This is a genomic window from Micromonospora marincola, assembly GCF_056150385.1.
Window position 1 is genome coordinate 314,137 of sequence record NZ_JAXCFT010000002.1, and the last position, 17,323, is coordinate 331,459.

Below are 17,323 nucleotides of genomic sequence, written 5' to 3' on the forward strand. Positions count from 1 at the left end.
GTCACCCACGGTGCGGAGACACGCGCGAGCGGTCAGTTCACCTCGACAAGCGGCAGCGACTTCCCGACCCCGCCGCCCGGCAGGGCGATCGACGAGAAGTGCGAGACCACGCGGTCGTCGCTCGGGTCGTCGGCCGGCGTGCGGTGCACCGCGAGCCGGCGGTAGAGCGTGTCCCGCTGGGCCGGGATCCGGTCGGCCGACCGGATCATGCCGATCAGCTCGTGCAGGTTGGACCGGTGCCGGGCGCCGGCCGAGGAGATGACGTTCTCCTCCAGCATGATCGAGCCGAGGTCGTCCACACCCATGTGCAGCGCGAGCTGCCCGGCGTCCTTCCCCGTGGTCAACCAGGACGCCTGGAGGTGCGGCACCGTCTCGAAGAAGAGGCGGGCGACCGCGACCAGGCGCAGGTATTCCAGCGTGGTGGCCTGGGTGCGACCCTTCAGGTGGTTGTTCTCCGGCTGGTACGTCCACGGGATGAACGCCCGGAAACCGCCGGTGCGGTCCTGCACGTCGCGGATCATCCGCAGGTGCTCGATCCGCTCGGCGTTCGTCTCGCCGGTGCCCATCATCATGGTGGCGGTCGACTCCAGGCCCTGCCGGTGTGCCAGCTCCATCACCTCGAGCCAGCGCGCGCCGGACTCCTTCAGCGGGGCGATCGCCTTGCGCGGCCGGTCCGGCAGCATCTCCGCGCCGGCGCCCGCGATCGAGTCCAGGCCGGCGGCCTTGATCCGGGCAATGGCCTCGTCCAGGCTCACCCCGGAGACCTTCGCCATGTGCAGGATCTCGCTCGGGCCGATCGAGTGGATGGCGAGCTGCGGGTAGGCCGTCTTGACCGAGGAGAACAACTCCTCGTAGTAGTCCACGCCGTAGTCCGGGTGGTGCCCACCCTGAAGCATGACCTGGGTGGCGCCCAACTCGACCGCCTCGCCGCAGCGGCGCAGGATCTCCTCGGTCGGGTGGGTCCAACCCTCGGCGTGCTTGGGGGCCCGGTAGAACGCGCAGAACTTGCACGCCGTCACGCAGACGTTCGTGTAGTTGATGTTGCGGTCGATCAGGTAGGTGACGATGTTGTCCGGGTAGCGGCGCCGCCGTGCCGCGTCGGCCGCCTCGCCCAGCGCGTGGAAGGGCGCCTCGGTGTAGAGCAGCAGGGCCTCCTCGGGCGTGATCCGCCCGCCGTCCGCGCCGCGTTGCAGGATGTCGTCGATCTCCCGGCTCACCGTCACGCCATCGAGCGTACGCCCCGGGCGCGGCGACCATCCCGGGGGCGCTGACCCGGCCCCGAAGGGCAGTGGCGCAGGTCACCCCGGATGCCGGCGGCCCCGCCCCGGGTGACCGGGACGGTGCCGCCGCCCATCGAGCCGTCCTAGAAGATGCGCGGGATCGACGTCGCTCCCCAGCCGGTTCCGACCGGGTTCTCGCTCGTGAGGTAGAGCTTGAAGTCGGCGGAGAGGTCACCGGTGGCCCGGAAGCCGAGCAGCTTCCCGTCCGCCTGCTGCCCGACCAGGTCGGTCCGGCCGTCCCCGGAGAGGTCACCGACCAGGATCCGGGGCCGGTTCCCCGCCGCCCAGTTCGTGCCCACGCTCAGGTACGGGCCCGGGAACATCAGGGCGCTGCCGGTCAGGTCACCTGACGAGCGGTAGACCCGCAGCGTGCCGTCGGCCAACTGGGCCACCAGGTCGGCGATGGTGTCGCCGTCCACGTCCCCGACCAGGACGCGCGGGATCGAACTGCTCTTCCAGCCGCTGCCGACCACCTTCGCCTGCGCGGTCGACGGGAACAGCTTCCCGTCGGCGGAAAGGTCGCCGCTGGACGGGAAGCCCTTCATGCTGCCGTCCGCGTACTGGGCGATCAGGTCCGTGCGGCCGTCGCCGTCGAAGTCACCGGTCAGGATCCGCGGCACCGCCGACGTGGTGAAACCGTCGCCGACCACCCGCGCCGGCGCCGAGAACAGGCGGGCGTCGGCGGAGAGGTCGCCGCTGGAGACCCACACCTTCAGCGTGCCGTTGAGCAGTTGGCCGAGCAGGTCGGTCCGCCCGTCCCCGTCGAAGTCACCGACGTAGAGGCGCGGGATCGACCCGGTCGTGAAGGCGGTGCCGACCTTGACCGCGGTGGGGAAGAGCCGGCCGTCGGCGGAGACGTCACCTGTCGACGCCCACCCGGTGAGCGTGCCGTCGGACGTCCCCCCGATGAGGTCGGAGCGACCGTCACCGTTGAAGTCGCCGACAAGCACCCGGGGGCGGTTCGACGCCGACCAGTTCGTGCCGACGTACGGGTACGGCCCGGGGAACAACGGCGCCGTGCCCGACAGGTCGCCGCTCGACGGGTAGAGACGCAGCCGGTTGTCGGCCGTCTGCGCGAGCACGTCGGCGCGGCAGTCGCCGGTCCAGTCGCCCAGGATCGCCAGGCTCGGCTGATCCCCCGGCACCACCGTGCCGCCGCCCGCGTTGCAGGTGGAGACGCTGTTCGCCCGGATCCAGGTGGCCAGGTCGTCGGTGCGCACCTCGACCGCGTCGCGGCGCGTCTGCGTCTCGGCCAGGCAGCCGCCCTGCCAGGACGTGTCGTGCAGGGCGACCAGTTGCGGAACACCTGCGGCCACCCGGACGGTCGGCCCACCGGCGTCACCCTTGCAGGTCGTCGGGCCACCGCTGTCCGGGTTGGTGATGTCGACAGCGGTGGCGGTCACCGCCGCCGCAGTCACGCCCACCCCGTGCAGCTTGTCGGGCGCCCACTCGGTGGCCGTCCGGCCGAAGCCGAGCGCCTGGAACTGCTCACCCTGCGCCGGAGCGGCGGTGCCGAGCGCCACCGGGGCGACTCCGACCGCCGGGACGGCCAGCCGCAGCAGCGCCACGTTCCGGCCGGGGTGGGGAACCACCCAGGAGACCCGCCGGACGTGACCCCCGGTGGCGGCCAGGTCGAGGCGGCCCACGGTCACCGTGGTCGGCCGGCTCGGCGCACCGGTCGCCGGGGCCGACGCGCCGTCGGTCACGCAGGACCGGGTGGTGAGCACCCACTGCGGCGCCACAAGCGCCCCCGAGCAGCCGTGCACGTCGCCGAAGACCACCTTGGCCGCGAACGCGTACGCCGGGTCGGTGACCGGCGTGCCGCCGCTCACGGCCCGCGCCGGTGCGCCCGCGACCAGCCCGGCGCCGGCCAGCGTCACGACCCCGGCCAACAGTGCACGGCGGCGCTGTCGTCGCCGATGATGTCCCGTCATGCTGATCCCCCGTCCGATGTGGCGCTCCGGGCGAACCACTTGCCCGATGCGCGAAACGCCCGCCGCCAGGGCGCGCGACGAACGCGACGCTCCGGCAACGGGCGGTGACGGTTGGCAATATAGAGGATCGACTCTTGCTCCACTGTCCCCCGTGGAGCCGCCGTGCCGGGCTGTGGGTGCGGGCCGGCACGACGCGGCTCAGAACAACCGAGGCAGCGCAGCTCGGATGGCCGCGCGCGCCACGCCGAACCTGACCCGCACCACGCCCGCATCGGCTCGACATCCGGCGGCGATCATGAAGTTGGCAGCACTCCAGGAGATCGACTTCGCAGCCAACTTCATGATCGCCGGTGCTTGGTGGGCGGAGAGGCGCGGCCGGGTTCGACCGCTTCGTCGATCATGGACCTGCGGTGCCTTGAATGCCGAAATTGCCCCGATATTGGGGGTGCCACAACTCCTTGATCGACGCCGTCGGCCGAGATCTTGGAAGGGAATGGCCCCTGGAGGGGCCCTTTGCTTCCAAGATCCCTCCTGCTCCCGACATACGGGATGGCTTGCCCGCTAATTGGGAGCAGTGCTGCGGGTGGAACGTCGCGGGTTCGGGCGTCAGGGGCGGTTCGGCGGGCCGGCGACGAAGGCGGCCCAGGCCATCCGGTCGAAGGCGAGCACCGGACCGGCCGGGTCCTTCGAATCGCGTACGCCGACCGCCCGCGCAACCGTCGCGACCTCCACGCAGTTGGCGTTGGAGCCGCTGCGGGTGGACTTGCGCCAGGTCGCGCCGGACAGCTCAGGGGTGGTCATCCTCGGCTCACTCTCGCTCGTGCTCCGCCGCATACCGCGCGACGAGCGCCATCGAATCGACGGGGCTCAAAGCCGCATCGGTCAGCCTATCCGCCTCCCGCCGGAAGTGCGCCACCTGCGCGGCCTCCTCCAGGAACAACCCGGTCAGCTTGTGGTCGAGATAGACCACCGACCGGTTGCGCGGGAAGTCGAAGAGCGCGAACGAGCCGTCCAGGCCCGTGTGCGCGCCGTCCGCCAACGGCACCACCCGCAGCGTGACCGCCGGCCGCTCGGCCGCCTCGATCAGATGCCGGAGCTGGCGGGCCATCACCTGGGGACCGCCGATCGCCCGGCGCAGCACGGCCTCGTCGAGCAGCGCGTGCAGTGCGGGCGGGGTGGCGCCGCTCAGGATCGCCTGCCGGCCCAGCCGGGCGGCCACCCGCCCCTGCGCCTCGTCGGGCGGCACTCCGCAGCCGACCATCACCGCCTGGGCGTAGTCCGGCGTCTGCAACAGGCCCGGCACCAGCAGCGGCTCCCAGTTCACGATGCCGGCCGCCTCGGCCTCCAGCCGGATCAGCGTGCGCGACTCGTCGGACAGCCCGCCGATCGCCTCCCACCATCCGGTTTCGGCCGAGCGTTCGGCCATCGAGAGCAAGCGTCGGCGTTCCTCCCCGGTGACGCCATAGATCACCAGCAGGGACGCGACATCGGCGGCCTGGATGCCCTGGACGCCGGTCTCCATCCGGGACAGCTTGGACGGCTGCCAGTCCAGCCGGATCGCCACCCGTCGCAGCGCGAGCCCTCGCGCCCTCCGCAGTTCGCGCAGCTCTCCGCCGAGCCCGCGCCCGACCACAGTGGGCAGATTCGCCTTCGCCATGCCGCACCTTCCACTCGACCGTCGCTCGTCACGCTGACGACACGTGTCGTGGCGTTGAGTATTGACTCTCCGCCCATCGGAAGGCAACCATGGCAAGCAACGTTGCGACACACCGTCGCACCTGGCCTCTTGGGAGTCTCGATGCAGACCTGCCAGCCCACCTGGCTCCGGCCACACGACCCGGCGGACTCGCCCGGCCCGATCCCGTCCGTGATCGACAGGTTCGGCCGGCACCGGCGTGCCGATCGGCCGTCACTCACCGAGGCGGAGCGCGAGGCGGCCCGATACACAGTCGTGCTGGTGTCGCCGGAGGCGGCCGAGGCGCTCGGCGACGACCGGGGCGAGGTCGGGCTGCACCTGTTCCTGGACGACGACTGGGACCACCAACCGGCGCACCTCGACGACGCGGTCAAGATGATCGAGGAAGCTTGCGGTGAGCGAGTCACCCTCACCGAGCACCACTCCGACCTCACCTACTGGACCGCCCACGTGCGGCACGAACGAGAGGCCGCCGGCGCGAGCCCATCGGGCTATGCGTCGTAGTCGACCGTCAGCGTGTCGGTGGTCGGGCTGGACTGGCAGGTCAACACGTATCCGGCGGCCACCTCGTCCGGCTCCAGCGCATAGTTGCGCGCCATCGTCACCGCACCGGAGGTGACCCGCGCCCGGCAGGTGGAGCAGACCCCACCCTTGCACGCGTACGGCAGCTCGCCCCGCACCCGCAGCGCCGCGTCAAGCACCCGCTCGTCCCGGCCCATGGTGAAGCTCGACGAACGCCCGTCCAGCACGATCGTCACCTCGGCACCGGCCTCGCCGGCGTCGGCGGTGGGCCGGCGTACCGGCTCCGGCGGGGCGTCCACGTGGAACAGTTCGGTGTGCACCGCCGCGTCCGGCACCCCGCGCCCGGCAAGCACCGCCTTGGCGTCCACCACCATCCCGTACGGGCCGCAGAGGAACCACTCCTCGATCTCGTCACCGGGAACGACGGTGTCGAGCAGCCCGGTCAGCCGGTCGGCGTCGATCCGCCCGGAGAGCAGCGCCGACTCACCCATCTCGCGGGACAACACGTGCACCAGGTGGAGTCGGCTCGGATAGCGGTCCTTCAGGTCGGCCAACTCCTCGGCGAACATGACCGTGTTCGCCGTGCGGTTGCCGTACACCAGGGTGAAGGTGCTGTCGGGCTCGACCGCAAGCGCGGTCGCGGCCAGCCCGAGCACCGGCGTGATGCCGGAGCCGGCCACCACCGCGCCGTACCGTCTGACCCGGCCCGGGGTGAACGCGGAGGTGAACTGCCCCAGCGGCGGCAGCACCTCGACGGTGTCGCCGTCGCGCAGCGCGCCGCAGGCGTACGCGGAGAAGGCCCCGCCCGGAACCTCGCGCACCCCGATCCGCAACCGGCCGTGCCGGGCCAGCTCGTCCGGGGTGGAGCAGATCGAGTACGACCGCCGCGCCTCCCCCTGCTCCGGATCGTCCGCGACGGCCGGGCGGCGGACCGTGAGGTGCTGCCCGGCGGAGAACGTGAACGTCTCGCGCAGCTCGTCGGGCACCGCGAAGGTGATCGACACCGAGTCGTCGGTGAGCCGGTCGACGGCGGCGACGGGAAGCGGGTGGAAGACCGGCCGGCGGCGGACCGGTCGGGTGATGGTGACAGTCACAGCGCCTTCAGGTGGTCGAAGGGTTCGGAGCAGGAGCGGCAGCGCCACAGCGCCTTGCAGGCGGTCGACCCGAACCGGCTGACCTGCGTGGTCTCCGGGGATCCGCAGTGCGGGCAGCGGACCGCCAGGGTCAGCGGCACCGCCCTGTCGCCGCCGCGCGGGGCGGGTGGGGCGATGCCGGCGGCGGCCAGCTTGGCCCGGCCCGGCGCGGAGATCCAGTCGGTGCTCCAGGCCGGCGCGTAGACCGTGCGGACCTCGGCGTCCGGATGCCCGGCGGCGGCGAGTGCGCGGCGGATGTCCGCGCGGATCACGTCCATGGCCGGGCAGCCGGTGTACGTGGGGGTGATGGTGACGACGACCCGGCCGGTGTCCGGCTCTTCCTCCACCGCGCGCAGGATGCCCAGCTCGTCGATGGTGATCACCCGGATCTCCGGGTCCACCACCGCCGCCACGGCATCCCTCGGATCATTCACCAGAGCGCTCCGGGGTGGGCGCGGTGCAGCACCTGCATCTCGGCCAGCAGGTAGGAAAGGTGCTCGGTGTGCAGGCCGTCCCGACCGCCGCCCGGCGCCCAACCCGTCTCCGGACGGGTGAGCGTGGCCTCGTCCAGCACGGCGGCCACGGTGGTGTCGAAGTCGGCCCGCAGGGTGGCCGGGTCGACCGGCGCGGTCGGGTCCGCCACGAACAGCTCGTGGACGTACGGCCACACCTGGTCGACCGCGTCCTGCATGCGGCGGTGCGACTCGTCGGTGCCGTCGCCGAGCCGCCTCACCCAGAGCGAGGCGTGGTCCAGGTGGTAGGCCGACTCCTTGCGCGCCTTCGCGCCGACCGCCGCGAGCCGGTCGTCGGCGCAGCCCGCAAGCGCGGTGTAGAGCGGCACCTGCCAGGCGGCGAGGAGGAACAGCTTCGCCACGGTCATGCCGAAGTCGCCGTTGGGCAGCTCGACAAGCAGGCAGTTGCGGAACTCCCGGTCGTCGCGGAGATAGGCCAGGGCGTCCTCGTCGCGACCGGCGCCCTCCAGCTCGCCCGCGTACGTGAGCAGCAGCCGGGCCGCGCCGAGCTGGTCGAGGGCGATGTTGGCGAGCGCGACGTCCTCCTCCATCTCCGGCGCGCGGGTGGCCCACTCACCGAGCCGCTGCGCCGCGATCAACGCGTCGTCCCCGAGGCCGAGCGTGAAGTCGAACAGTGTCATAGGTGGGCCACCCCGTCCGGCACCTCGTAGAACGTCGGGTGGCGGTAGACCTTGTCGGCCGCCGGGTCGAAGAAGGCGTCCTTCTCGTCCGGGCTGGACGCGGTGATCGCGCCGGCCGGCACCACCCAGATGGAGACCCCCTCCTGGCGGCGGGTGTAGAGGTCGCGGGCGTTGCGCAGCGCCAGCTCGGCGTCGGCGGCGTGCAGGCTGCCGACGTGGGTGTGGGACAGGCCGCGCCGGGCCCGCACGAAAACCTCCCACAGGGGTGAGGACTGCCCGCTCATGCCGCGCTGGCCGGGCATGCCCTCACGGCCCTCGCTCCGCTCGGTGCGTTCGCTCATGCCGCCACCGCCTCCTTCCGCTCCGCCCGCTTCGCGGCGTACGCGGTAGCGGCCTCCCGCACCCAGGCACCGTCGGCGTGGGCCCGCTGGCGATGCGCCATCCGCTCCCGGTTGCACGGGCCGTCGCCCTTGATCACGCGCATCAGCTCGGCGTAGTCGGGCTGGGTGTAGTCGTACGCCTGGCGCTCGTCGTTCCAGCGCAGGTCCGGGTCGGGGATGGTCAGGCCGAGCACCTCCGCCTGGCCGACGCACATGTCGACGAAACGCTGGCGCAGCTCGTCGTTGGAGAAGCGCTTGATCTTCCAGGCCATGGACTGCGCGCTGTGCGTGGAGTCGCCGTCCGGCGGGCCGAACATGGCAAGCGACGGATACCACCAGCGGTCGATCGCGTCCTGGGCCATCGCCTTCTGGCCGGGGGTGCCGTGTGCGAGCGTGTGCAGGATCTCGTAGCCCTGGCGCTGGTGGAACGACTCCTCCTTGCAGACCCGGATCATGGCCCGGGCGTACGGGCCGTAGGAGCAGCGGCACAGCGGCACCTGGTTGACGATCGCCGCCCCGTCCACAAGCCAGCCGATGGCGCCGACGTCGGCCCAGGTCAGGGTCGGGTAGTTGAAGATCGAGCTGTATTTCTGCCGGCCGTTGAGCAGCAGTTCCACAAGCTCGTCCCGGGTGATGCCGAGCGTCTCGGCCGCCGCGTAGAGATAGAGGCCGTGGCCGGCCTCGTCCTGCACCTTGGCCAGCAGGATGGCCTTGCGCTTGAGGGAGGGGGCCCGGCTGATCCAGTTCCCCTCCGGCTGCATGCCGATGATCTCGGAGTGGGCGTGCTGGGCGATCTGCCGGATCAGCGTCTTCCGGTACGCCTCCGGCATCCAGTCCCGGGGTTCGATCTTCTGATCGGCGTCGATGACGTCGGCGAAGTAGGCCTCGAAGTCCTGGTCCGGCACCGGACCGCCCCGCCGGGCCCGCGCCGCCGCCTCACGCAGCGCCGCCTCCGCGGCTTCCACCTCGCCGAGCAGGCCACCACCCGGAGCGTCCTCGGGCGGGGCGAAGTCGTTGCCATACATGAATCCAGTGTTACAGCTCGCGACTGATGACACCAGAGGGTGTAACAGGATTCCGGAGCCACCTTGCGTGACCGACCAGACGCCCACTGTGAACCCGTCTGAGCTGGGAAAACGGCTGTGACCTCGACCACTTGTCAAAGATGAAAGCCCCCAAGAGCGGCATAGTGGTTCAATATCCCGCTCACCCGGCGAGTCGCCGAGTGTCGGGATCTGACGGATGGCCAGTCCGGAAGTAGACTTCCCCCGGCACACCGATCGGCTGCCGTTGATCGCCACCGCCCAGGCCACCGTCCCCCGGCCTTGTGGTGATCGGGCCCGAAGACATGCGCAAGCGCCGGTCCCCCCGGCCATACATCTGGAGTCCACCCACTCATGCGACCTCGCGTGACTTTGGTGCTCGCCGTCGTGGCGATCCTCGTCGGCGGCGGCATGCTGGTGCCCGCCGCATACGCGAAGCTCTCCGACGGAGCCGGCCTGAGCAGCCCCGGTGGCGCCGGCGGCGGCACCGAACAGGTGCCCGCGCCCGCCCCGAGCGCGCCGCCGCCCCCGACACTCGCCAACGCCCCGGTCTCGGTGGATTTCCGGGGCGACTTCTTCTCCTGGGCCCTGATGGACCGCACGACCGGTGCCATCACCGGCGCGAAGAACATGAGCAAGACCAGCTCGACCGAGTCGATGCTCAAGACCTGGATCGTCTCCGACTACCTGCGCCAGCTCGGCGACAAGGAGCCCACCGCCGAACTCAAGAAGGCGGCGAGCGTGGCCATCCGGGACAGCAACGACGACGGCGCGAACAGGGTCTACCGGGCGGCCGGCGGCTCCTACCAGAAGCAGCCGGGCAACAAGCTGAACCCGGTGCTCCAGCGGGCCGTCAAGATCTGCGGCCTGACCGACACCAAGGCCGGCACCGTGCCCGCGTACCTGGGTTGGTGGAGCTTCACCGAGATGTCCCCCCGGGACGCGGTCCGGCTCGGCGACTGCATCGCCGACGGCAAGGCCGCCGGCCCGAAGTGGACGAAGTGGGTCCTCAACGAGATGGCCAACGTCCGGGGCAGCATCAAGAACCAGCAGGCGAAGTCCGGCGGCGGCAAGTGGGGCATCATCGACGGCCTGCCGGCCTCGATCAAGGCCCAGGGCCCGGTGAGCATCAAGAACGGCTGGACCCGGCTCGCCTACGACGGCAACTGGCACGTCAACTGCCTGGCGGTCACCGACACGTGGACCCTCGCGGTGATGATGCGCTATCCGGGCGCCGTCGGCCTGTGGTACGGGTCGGAGATGTGTGCGAGCGTCGCCACGCAGCTCGTCACCCCGCAGCCCGGCGCCGCGCTCAAGGTGCCGCAGCAGCCGATCGGAAAGCTCTGATGGCAGGCGCCCGACGACGGCCCGGCAGCCATCACCGCCCGCTGGCGTTCACCGCGGTGGCCGTGGCCCTGGTCGGCCTGCTTGTCCTCTCACTCCGGCTGGTCCCCGGCTCACCGCTGCGAACGACCGCCGCGTCCCATCCCGACCCGGCCGGCGAACGGTCCACCACGCAGCCCACCGATCGCAACGCCCGGCCCCGACCCGCGCCGTCGCCGTCGCTGGAGCCGCTGCCGTTCGAGGCGAAAAACCTCGACTCCCTCAACCTCAAGGGCTGGTACGCCTGGTCGGTGCTGGACAAGCGCACCGGGAAGATCATCGGCTCGAAGAACATGGGTGAGACCAGCACCACCGCGTCCCTGATCAAGTCCTGGGTGGTCGCCGACTACCTGCGCCGCAGCGCCGAGGCCGGCAAGACACCGAGCGACGCGAAGCTCGCCGACGCCACGCGGATCATCCGCGACAGCGACAACACCCGCGCCCAGCAGTTCTACGAGAGCGTCGGCAGCGCGGCCTCGATCAAGCGGCTGATCTCGATCTGCGAGCTGACCGACAGCAAGGTCGCCGCCGACGGCGGCTGGAGCCGGACGCTGCTGTCGCCGCGCGACACCGCACGGCTCGGCCGCTGCATCGACGACGGCCGGGCCGCCGGCCCGAAGTGGACGAAGTGGCTGCTCAACGAGATGCGCCTGGTCCGCGGCGTCGGCGACTTCGGCATCCGCAAGGCGTTCCCGGCCGCCGAGCAGAAGAAGATCGCCATCAAGAACGGCTGGATCGACCGGCAGAAGGAAAAGGAATACCACGTCAACTGCCTGGCCGTCGGCGACACCTGGACGATGGGCGTGATGGTCCGCAGCCCGTTCAGCGTCGGCAGTTGGGACTACGGCATGAAGGCCTGCGAGCAGATCACCGAGGCGTTGCTGCGCCCGGCGAACTGATCCACGCTCAGCCCTGGAAGAACGCCGGTCCGTCCGACGGCAGGGCCGGCACCTCCCCGTACGCCGCCGCCCGGCGGGCGAACTCGCGCAGCCCGGCCACCTGCCGCTCACCGAGCGAGAAGTCGAGTGTGCGGAAATAGGTGGCCAGGGTGGCCGCGTCGAACGGCTCCCAGCGGGCCGTCGCCTCGGCCACCTGGTCCAGCTCGGCCAGGCACAGGTCACGCGAGCGCAGGAACGCCTCGTGCACCTCCTTCACCAGCCCCGGGTGGGCGGCGGCGAAGTCCCGGCGTACCGCCCAGACGGCGAACACCATCGGCAACCCGGTCCAGTCGTGCCAGGCCTGCCCGAGGTCGGTCACCGCGAGGCCCTTGCCGGGCGCCTCGTAGAGCGCGCGCAACGCCACGTCGCCGATCAGCACCCCGGCGTCGGCCTCCAGCAGCATCTGGGTCAGGTCCGGCGGGCAGCGGAAGTATTCCGGGCGTACCCCGTACCGCTCGGCGAGCAGCAGCTCGGCCAGCAGCACCCCGGTGCGCGAGGTGGAACCAAGCGCGACCTTCGCGCCGTCCAGCTCGGCCAGCGGCCGGGTCGAGACCATGTTGACCGAGAGCACCGGGCCGTCGCTGCCGACCGCGAGGTCGGGCAGGAGCAGCAGCTCGTCGGCGTGCTTCAGGAACTCCACGAGCGTGATCGGGCCGATGTCGAGGTCACCGCGGACCAGGTCGGCGCTCAGCCGGTCCGGCGAGTCCTTGTGCAGGTCGACGTCGAGCAGCGCGCCGGATCGCATCAGGCCCCAGTAGATGGGCAGGCAGTTGAGGAACTGGATGTGCCCTACGCGGGGACGGGCGATGCGGTCGGCCATGACCCGACCGTATCCCCGCCACCCCCACGCCGCCCCACGGGCCGGGCGGAAGTGGTCCATCCCGCACCGGATGCAAGGAGGGGGCCCTTATTAACGCATTCGGTAGAGGAGGGGCCCCCGCTTAACTACTCACCCGCACCAGCGGCACGGCGGCGGGGGTGGCGGCGGCGCGCTCGGCGCGTACCGCGCGGCGGACGGGCCAGGCCAGCGCCGCCACCACAAGCAGGCCGACCACCCCACAGCCGGCGACCAGCGGTCGGGGCTCGGCCACCTCCAGCAGCAGTCCGCCGACCAGGTAGCCGCCCATCCCGGCGCCCTGCACCGCCGCGCCGAAGGCCGCGAACGCCCGCCCCCGGGCTACCTCCGGCACCCGACGGGCAAGCAGCAACTGGTCGAAGACGTTGTTGCCGCCGTTGCCCACGCCACCCAGCAGCCAGATCGGCACCAGCAGCCACGCCGACGGCACCGCCGCCGAGGCGAGCACCGCCAGGCAGCAGCCGCCGAGCAGCACCAGCCCGGCCCCGAGCAGCGCGCCGTCGTCGGCGAGCCGGCGGGCGACCCGGGCGAACAGCCAGGCGCCGAGCACGATGCCGAGCGTCCAGGAGCCGGTGACCAGGCCGTACACGGTGGTGGAGCTGTCCAGGGTCTCCCGGATGAAGAAGACCTCGATCACGTTGATCGCCCCGACCGCGCCGACCACCGCGGCCACGCTGCCGACCATGACCAGCAGCAGCGGGTCGCGCCGCAACCGCCACCCGGGCGTGGCCGCTGCGACGCCGCCGGCCGCCAACCCACGGCCACCCCGGCGGGTACGGATGAGCAGCGCGGCCACCACCAACGCCAGGTAGCTGACCGCGTCGACGAGCAGCGGCACCCGGGTGCCGAAATGCCCGACGAGCAGCCCGGCCAGCGCGGGCCCGGCGAGCGCGCCCAGGGTGCCGGCGGTCTGGTTGAGCGCGCCGGCCCGGGGCAGGTCCTCGGCCCGGACCATCACCGGCACCAGCGCCGCGAGCACCGGCTGGGTGACCGCGAGCCCGGTCGCGAGCAGCGCCACGAGCGCGACGACCAGGACCGGATCCTTCGCGTACGCCAGAGCCACGCAGATCGCGGCCTGGACGAGGCCGGCGGTGACCAGCAGGACGCGGCTGTCCACCCGGTCGGCGAGGCGGCCGGTGAGCGGGGCGAGCGCGACAAGCGGCAGTGTCGCGGCGAGCAGCAGCCCGGAGACGGCGAGGCCACCGGCCCCGGCGGACTGGAGCGCGAGGGTCAGAGCGGTGGCGGCGAGGAAGTCTCCGCAACTGGAGATGCCCCGGGCGGTGGTGGCGAACCAGACGTCCGCCCAGCGCGACGACCCAGATGTGAAGGACATACTTCGAAAATAATCCTTCACACCTGGGTCGCGCAACCCCGCCTCAGTCGATCGGCATCGCCCGGTACTGCACCGCCACCTTCCGCGCCCCGGCCGGCGGGTCCGTCCGGTTCCGCTGCCGGTACGGCGACGTCAGCGCCCGGACCGCCTCGTTCAGCTCGGCCAACTCCTCGGCGGTCAGCAGCAGCACGCTGTCGCTGAACCACGTCGCCTCGTACCATTCCGGCGCCTCGTCCGGCACGCGGCGCAGCCAGTCCCGGACCCGCTGCGCGTCCCGGACCAGGTGCGCCTCCACAAGCGCCGCCTCGGCGGCGTGCGTCTCCGGGTCGGCGTCCGGCCCCGCCTCGACGGAGTACGACGGGTTCACCGCCTCCCACACCCGCTCCCGCGCGTCACCCCGACCCGCCGCCTGCCGCACCAGACCGAACTTCGCCAGCTCGCGCAGGTGGTAGCTGGTCGCGCTCGGCGAGAGGCCGGCGATCTCGGCGCACTCGGTGGCGGTCGCGCCACTCTCTCCCGCGCTGAGATGTTCCATGATCGCCATCCGGGCGGGATGGGCGAGCGCCCGCATCACCTGCGGATCAGTGATCGTCACCCGGTGCTGTTCGGGACGCGCCTCGGTCATGCCCCCATGATCCCGCGTCGACCGGCGACTGACACCCGAGGCGGCGCCGTGGCGGCTCAGGCCACCTTGAGTTGCTCGTCGCCGAAGTCCGCGATCACCTTGAGCGTGCCGCCGAGCGCCGCGATGTAGCGCGCCAACACTTCCTGGGTCGCCACGTTGCCCCCCTCAATCTGCGACACCCGGGCCACCGACACGCCCATCCGTGACGCGACCTGCTCCTGGGTCATCTCGCGGCGCTTACGCAACTCGGCGAGACGCCAACCGCGAGCATGGTCGAGCATCTCGCCGACCTCAGCCTCGAACGCACGCTCGCCGCCGGCCGTGTCCACCGCGCGCTCCAAGTGTGTGGTGTCGCGCCAACGCTTCACCCCGCTCATCGGCCCTCCTCCTGCCGTTCCTTGAGGTACGTCTCGTAGAGCTGCTCCGCCTCAGGTATCGCTTCCCGATACCACCGCTTCCACTGGCCGGACTTGTCGCCGGCCACCAGAAGGACCGCCGATCGCCATGGATCGAAGACGAAGAGGAGCCTAATCTCCGTACGCCCCGCGGACGGGGGTCTCAACTCCTTCAGGTTGCTGAGACGAGAGGCCGAGATGCTGTCGACCAGGGGTCTCCCTTCGGCGGGCCCGTTGCGCTCCAGCACCAGGATGGCTTGGTTGACGAGACGATGCGACTCACGATCGACAGCGTAGAGATCCTCAAGGAACTCCTCGACCTGCCCCGTCATCAGGATCTCCCAGTCCATCCACCCACCTCCGACTTAAGAATATTGTTAAGTTCGGTACCCTTCCAGGCGACGCGCCAAGTTAATTCGGTGGCGGCGCCGATCGGCGCCTCCGTATAGTGGTTGACCGCCCGACGGCCGCGGTGAGCATGCACCGCAGCGGACGTCCCCGCGCCGGGAGCAGGCCAACCGCCCCGGACACGCGAGCGAGCATCATGTTGAGCCTTGGGAGTTCACAGTGCCCGCAACAGAACTCGAACCCGCCACCACCCTCGACGCCGAACTGGTCGCCGAGCGCACCCACCTGGACACCTCCCGGGCCGCGCTGCGCCGGATGCGGGAGCGCGCCGAGTCGCTCTTCGCCACCGGCGACAAGGTGGCCGGCGACGCGTACACCGCCGAGCAGCTCGGCCGGCACATGGCCCGGCGGGTCAAGGAGCTGGCCGACGACCCGACCACACCGCTCTTCTTCGGCCGGCTGGACTTCGGGCCGGACGACCCGGACCACGCCGGGCGGGACTACCACGTCGGGCGGCGGCACGTCACCGACGAGCGGGGCGAGCCGCTGGTGCTGGACTGGCGGGCCCCGGTCTCCCGGTCGTTCTACCGGGCCAGCGCCCGCGACCCGCAGGGCGTCGCGGTGCGCCGCCGGTTCGGGTTCAACAGCGGCGTCCTGACCAGCTTCGAGGACGAGCACCTCGACCGGGGCGAGGAACTCGGCACGGCCAGCCGGATCCTCACCGCCGAGATCGAGCGCCCCCGCGTCGGCCCGATGCGGGACATCGTCGCCACCATTCAGCCCGAGCAGGACGAGCTGGTCCGGGCCGACCTGGCCGACTCGATCTGCGTCCAGGGCGCACCGGGCACCGGCAAGACGGCGGTCGGGCTGCACCGCGCCGCGTACCTGCTCTACCTGCACCGGGAGCGGCTGCGCCGCTCCGGCGTGCTGATCGTCGGGCCGAACCGGGCGTTCCTGTCCTACATCGCGGCCGTGCTGCCCGCGCTCGGCGAGGTCGAGGTCGAGCAGGCCACCGTCGAGGACCTGGTCGCCCGGGTGCCGGTCCGCGCGGTCGACGAGCCGGCCGCCGCCGCGCTCAAGCACGACATCCGGATGGCCGAGGTGCTACGCCGCGCCGTCGAGGCCCACATCGGTACGCCGACCGAGCCGATCATGGTGTCGGACGGCTCGTTCCGCTGGCGGATCGGGCTCGACCCGCTGCACCGCCTGGTCACCGAGACCCGCGCGGAGGGCCTACCGTACGCCACCGGCCGGGAGCGGGTCCGGGCCCGGCTGGTGGGGCTGCTGCAACGCCAGGCCGAGGCCCGCCGGGCCGAGTCGCCCTCGGACGCCTGGCTGCGCCGGATGAGCCGCAGCAAACCGGTCACCGACCTGCTCGACGCCGTATGGCCGGCCCTCACCCCGGACGGCCTGCTGCACCGGCTGCGCATCGACGCCGATGCGCTCACCGCCGCCGCCGAGGGGCTGCTCACCGCCGAGGAGCAGGACCTGTTCCGTGCCGGCAAGGTCGGACGCACCGCGAAGGCGACCCGGTGGACCGCCGCCGACGCGGTGCTCCTCGACGAGGTGGCCGGGCTGCTGGAACGGCCCGCCGGCTTCGGCCACGTGGTGGTCGACGAGGCACAGGACCTCTCCCCGATGCAGTGCCGGGCCATCGCCCGCCGCAGCGAGCACGGCTCGATCACGCTCCTCGGCGACCTGGCCCAGGGCACCGCGCCCTGGGCCGCGACCGACTGGCGGGAGTCCCTGGCCCACCTGGGCAAGCCGGACGCCGCGGTGGTGCCGCTGAGCGTCGGCTTCCGGGTGCCCGCCGCCGTGGTGGCGTTCGCCAACCGGCTGCTGCCCGTACTCGCCGTCGACGTACCCCCGGCCCGGTCACTGCGGAACGACGGCGCGCTCGACGTGCGTACCGCCGAGGACCTGACGGCCGCGACGGTGGCCGAGGTGCGGGCGGCGCTGGCGCACGACGGCTCGGTCGGTGTGATCGCGGCCGACGACATGGTGGACCGGCTCCGCGCGGCCCTCGCCGGGGCGGGCGTCGAGACCGCGACCGCCGACGACGTCGAGGCCGCGGCGCGCGTCACGGTGGTCCCGGCGACGCTTGTCAAGGGCCTGGAGTACGACCATGTGGTGGTCGTCGAGCCGGCCGCGATCGTGGCCGCCGAGCCGCGTGGCCTGAACCGCCTCTACGTGGCGTTGACCCGTGCGGTCTCCGGGCTGGCGGTGCTGCACCGGGAGCCGCTGCCCGCGCCGCTGGCCGGCTGACCCGCCGGTGCGGTCGACGAGCCGTCAGGCACGGCGAGA

At 71.8% G+C, this 17,323-nt stretch carries 18 protein-coding genes; 4 read left to right on the forward strand and 14 right to left on the reverse strand.

The window, feature by feature from the left end; translation table 11 throughout:
- Positions 1-32: 32 nt before the first annotated feature.
- The 4 genes from mqnC to SM450_RS05905 all read right to left on the reverse strand — a co-directional run bounded on the left by mqnC (position 33) and on the right by SM450_RS05905 (position 4,871).
- Entirely contained in the window at positions 33-1,223 is a 1,191-nt protein-coding gene (mqnC, locus tag SM450_RS05890) for a cyclic dehypoxanthinyl futalosine synthase (protein ID WP_474618639.1), read from the reverse strand.
- Between the two features lie 140 nt (positions 1,224-1,363).
- Positions 1,364-3,172, reverse strand: a complete 1,809-nt coding sequence (locus SM450_RS05895; RefSeq protein ID WP_474618640.1) for an FG-GAP-like repeat-containing protein — start codon at positions 3,170-3,172, stop codon at positions 1,364-1,366.
- A gap of 648 nt (positions 3,173-3,820) precedes the next feature.
- Positions 3,821-4,015 (reverse strand): DUF397 domain-containing protein, encoded by a 195-nt coding sequence (locus SM450_RS05900; protein WP_474618641.1) that lies wholly within the window; start codon positions 4,013-4,015, stop codon positions 3,821-3,823.
- A 7-nt stretch (positions 4,016-4,022) separates the two neighbouring features.
- Entirely contained in the window at positions 4,023-4,871 is an 849-nt protein-coding gene (locus SM450_RS05905; RefSeq protein ID WP_474618642.1) for a helix-turn-helix domain-containing protein, read from the reverse strand.
- 141 nt (positions 4,872-5,012) lie between these two features.
- On the opposite strand from SM450_RS05905, the gene SM450_RS05910 reads away from it, so the two are divergent.
- The gene (locus tag SM450_RS05910) at positions 5,013-5,414 is read left to right on the forward strand and encodes a hypothetical protein (protein ID WP_474618643.1); all 402 of its coding nucleotides are present in this window, start codon (positions 5,013-5,015) and stop codon (positions 5,412-5,414) included.
- On the opposite strand, the gene paaE is transcribed toward SM450_RS05910, so the two are convergent.
- The 5 genes from paaE to paaA are packed head-to-tail and all read right to left on the reverse strand — an operon-like array spanning position 5,402 to position 9,123.
- A complete protein-coding gene (gene paaE, locus SM450_RS05915) occupies positions 5,402-6,526 on the reverse strand; it encodes a 1,2-phenylacetyl-CoA epoxidase subunit PaaE (protein WP_474618644.1) in 1,125 nt (374 codons plus the stop codon). The genes SM450_RS05910 and paaE overlap by 13 nt on opposite strands.
- Positions 6,523-6,999, reverse strand: a complete 477-nt coding sequence (gene paaD, locus SM450_RS05920) for a 1,2-phenylacetyl-CoA epoxidase subunit PaaD (protein ID WP_474618645.1) — start codon at positions 6,997-6,999, stop codon at positions 6,523-6,525. Before paaD ends, paaE begins: the two co-directional genes overlap by 4 nt.
- A complete protein-coding gene (gene paaC / locus SM450_RS05925; RefSeq protein WP_474618646.1) occupies positions 6,996-7,718 on the reverse strand; it encodes a 1,2-phenylacetyl-CoA epoxidase subunit PaaC in 723 nt (240 codons plus the stop codon). The genes paaD and paaC overlap by 4 nt, the downstream gene beginning before the upstream one ends.
- Positions 7,715-8,059, reverse strand: a complete 345-nt coding sequence (gene paaB, locus SM450_RS05930) for a 1,2-phenylacetyl-CoA epoxidase subunit PaaB (RefSeq protein ID WP_474618647.1) — start codon at positions 8,057-8,059, stop codon at positions 7,715-7,717. The genes paaC and paaB overlap by 4 nt, the downstream gene beginning before the upstream one ends.
- On the reverse strand, positions 8,056-9,123 hold the full coding sequence (gene paaA, locus SM450_RS05935; protein WP_474618648.1) for a 1,2-phenylacetyl-CoA epoxidase subunit PaaA: 1,068 nt from the start codon (positions 9,121-9,123) through the stop codon (positions 8,056-8,058). Before paaA ends, paaB begins: the two co-directional genes overlap by 4 nt.
- Before the next feature lie 372 nt (positions 9,124-9,495).
- Between paaA and SM450_RS05940 the strand changes: the two genes are divergently transcribed.
- Both SM450_RS05940 and SM450_RS05945 read left to right on the forward strand, forming a co-directional pair.
- Entirely contained in the window at positions 9,496-10,488 is a 993-nt protein-coding gene (locus SM450_RS05940; protein ID WP_474618649.1) for a hypothetical protein, read from the forward strand.
- Positions 10,488-11,423 carry a hypothetical protein gene (locus SM450_RS05945; protein WP_474618650.1) on the forward strand — a complete coding sequence of 312 codons (936 nt, stop codon included), beginning with the start codon at positions 10,488-10,490 and terminating at the stop codon, positions 11,421-11,423. Before SM450_RS05940 ends, SM450_RS05945 begins: the two co-directional genes overlap by 1 nt.
- A gap of 7 nt (positions 11,424-11,430) precedes the next feature.
- On the opposite strand, the gene SM450_RS05950 is transcribed toward SM450_RS05945, so the two are convergent.
- From SM450_RS05950 to SM450_RS05970, 5 genes are all read right to left on the reverse strand, one after another.
- A complete protein-coding gene (locus tag SM450_RS05950; protein WP_474618651.1) occupies positions 11,431-12,282 on the reverse strand; it encodes a menaquinone biosynthetic enzyme MqnA/MqnD family protein in 852 nt (283 codons plus the stop codon).
- Between the two features lie 121 nt (positions 12,283-12,403).
- Positions 12,404-13,651 (reverse strand): MFS transporter, encoded by a 1,248-nt coding sequence (locus SM450_RS05955; protein ID WP_474618652.1) that lies wholly within the window; start codon positions 13,649-13,651, stop codon positions 12,404-12,406.
- 43 nt (positions 13,652-13,694) lie between these two features.
- The gene (locus SM450_RS05960) at positions 13,695-14,276 is read right to left on the reverse strand and encodes an ArsR/SmtB family transcription factor (protein WP_474618653.1); all 582 of its coding nucleotides are present in this window, start codon (positions 14,274-14,276) and stop codon (positions 13,695-13,697) included.
- Between the two features lie 56 nt (positions 14,277-14,332).
- A complete protein-coding gene (locus tag SM450_RS05965; RefSeq protein WP_474618654.1) occupies positions 14,333-14,653 on the reverse strand; it encodes a helix-turn-helix domain-containing protein in 321 nt (106 codons plus the stop codon).
- Positions 14,650-15,021 carry a type II toxin-antitoxin system RelE/ParE family toxin gene (locus SM450_RS05970; protein ID WP_474618655.1) on the reverse strand — a complete coding sequence of 124 codons (372 nt, stop codon included), beginning with the start codon at positions 15,019-15,021 and terminating at the stop codon, positions 14,650-14,652. The genes SM450_RS05965 and SM450_RS05970 overlap by 4 nt, the downstream gene beginning before the upstream one ends.
- A gap of 217 nt (positions 15,022-15,238) precedes the next feature.
- Between SM450_RS05970 and SM450_RS05975 the strand changes: the two genes are divergently transcribed.
- The gene (locus SM450_RS05975) at positions 15,239-17,284 is read left to right on the forward strand and encodes a HelD family protein (RefSeq protein ID WP_474618656.1); all 2,046 of its coding nucleotides are present in this window, start codon (positions 15,239-15,241) and stop codon (positions 17,282-17,284) included.
- Positions 17,285-17,323 lie beyond the last annotated feature (39 nt).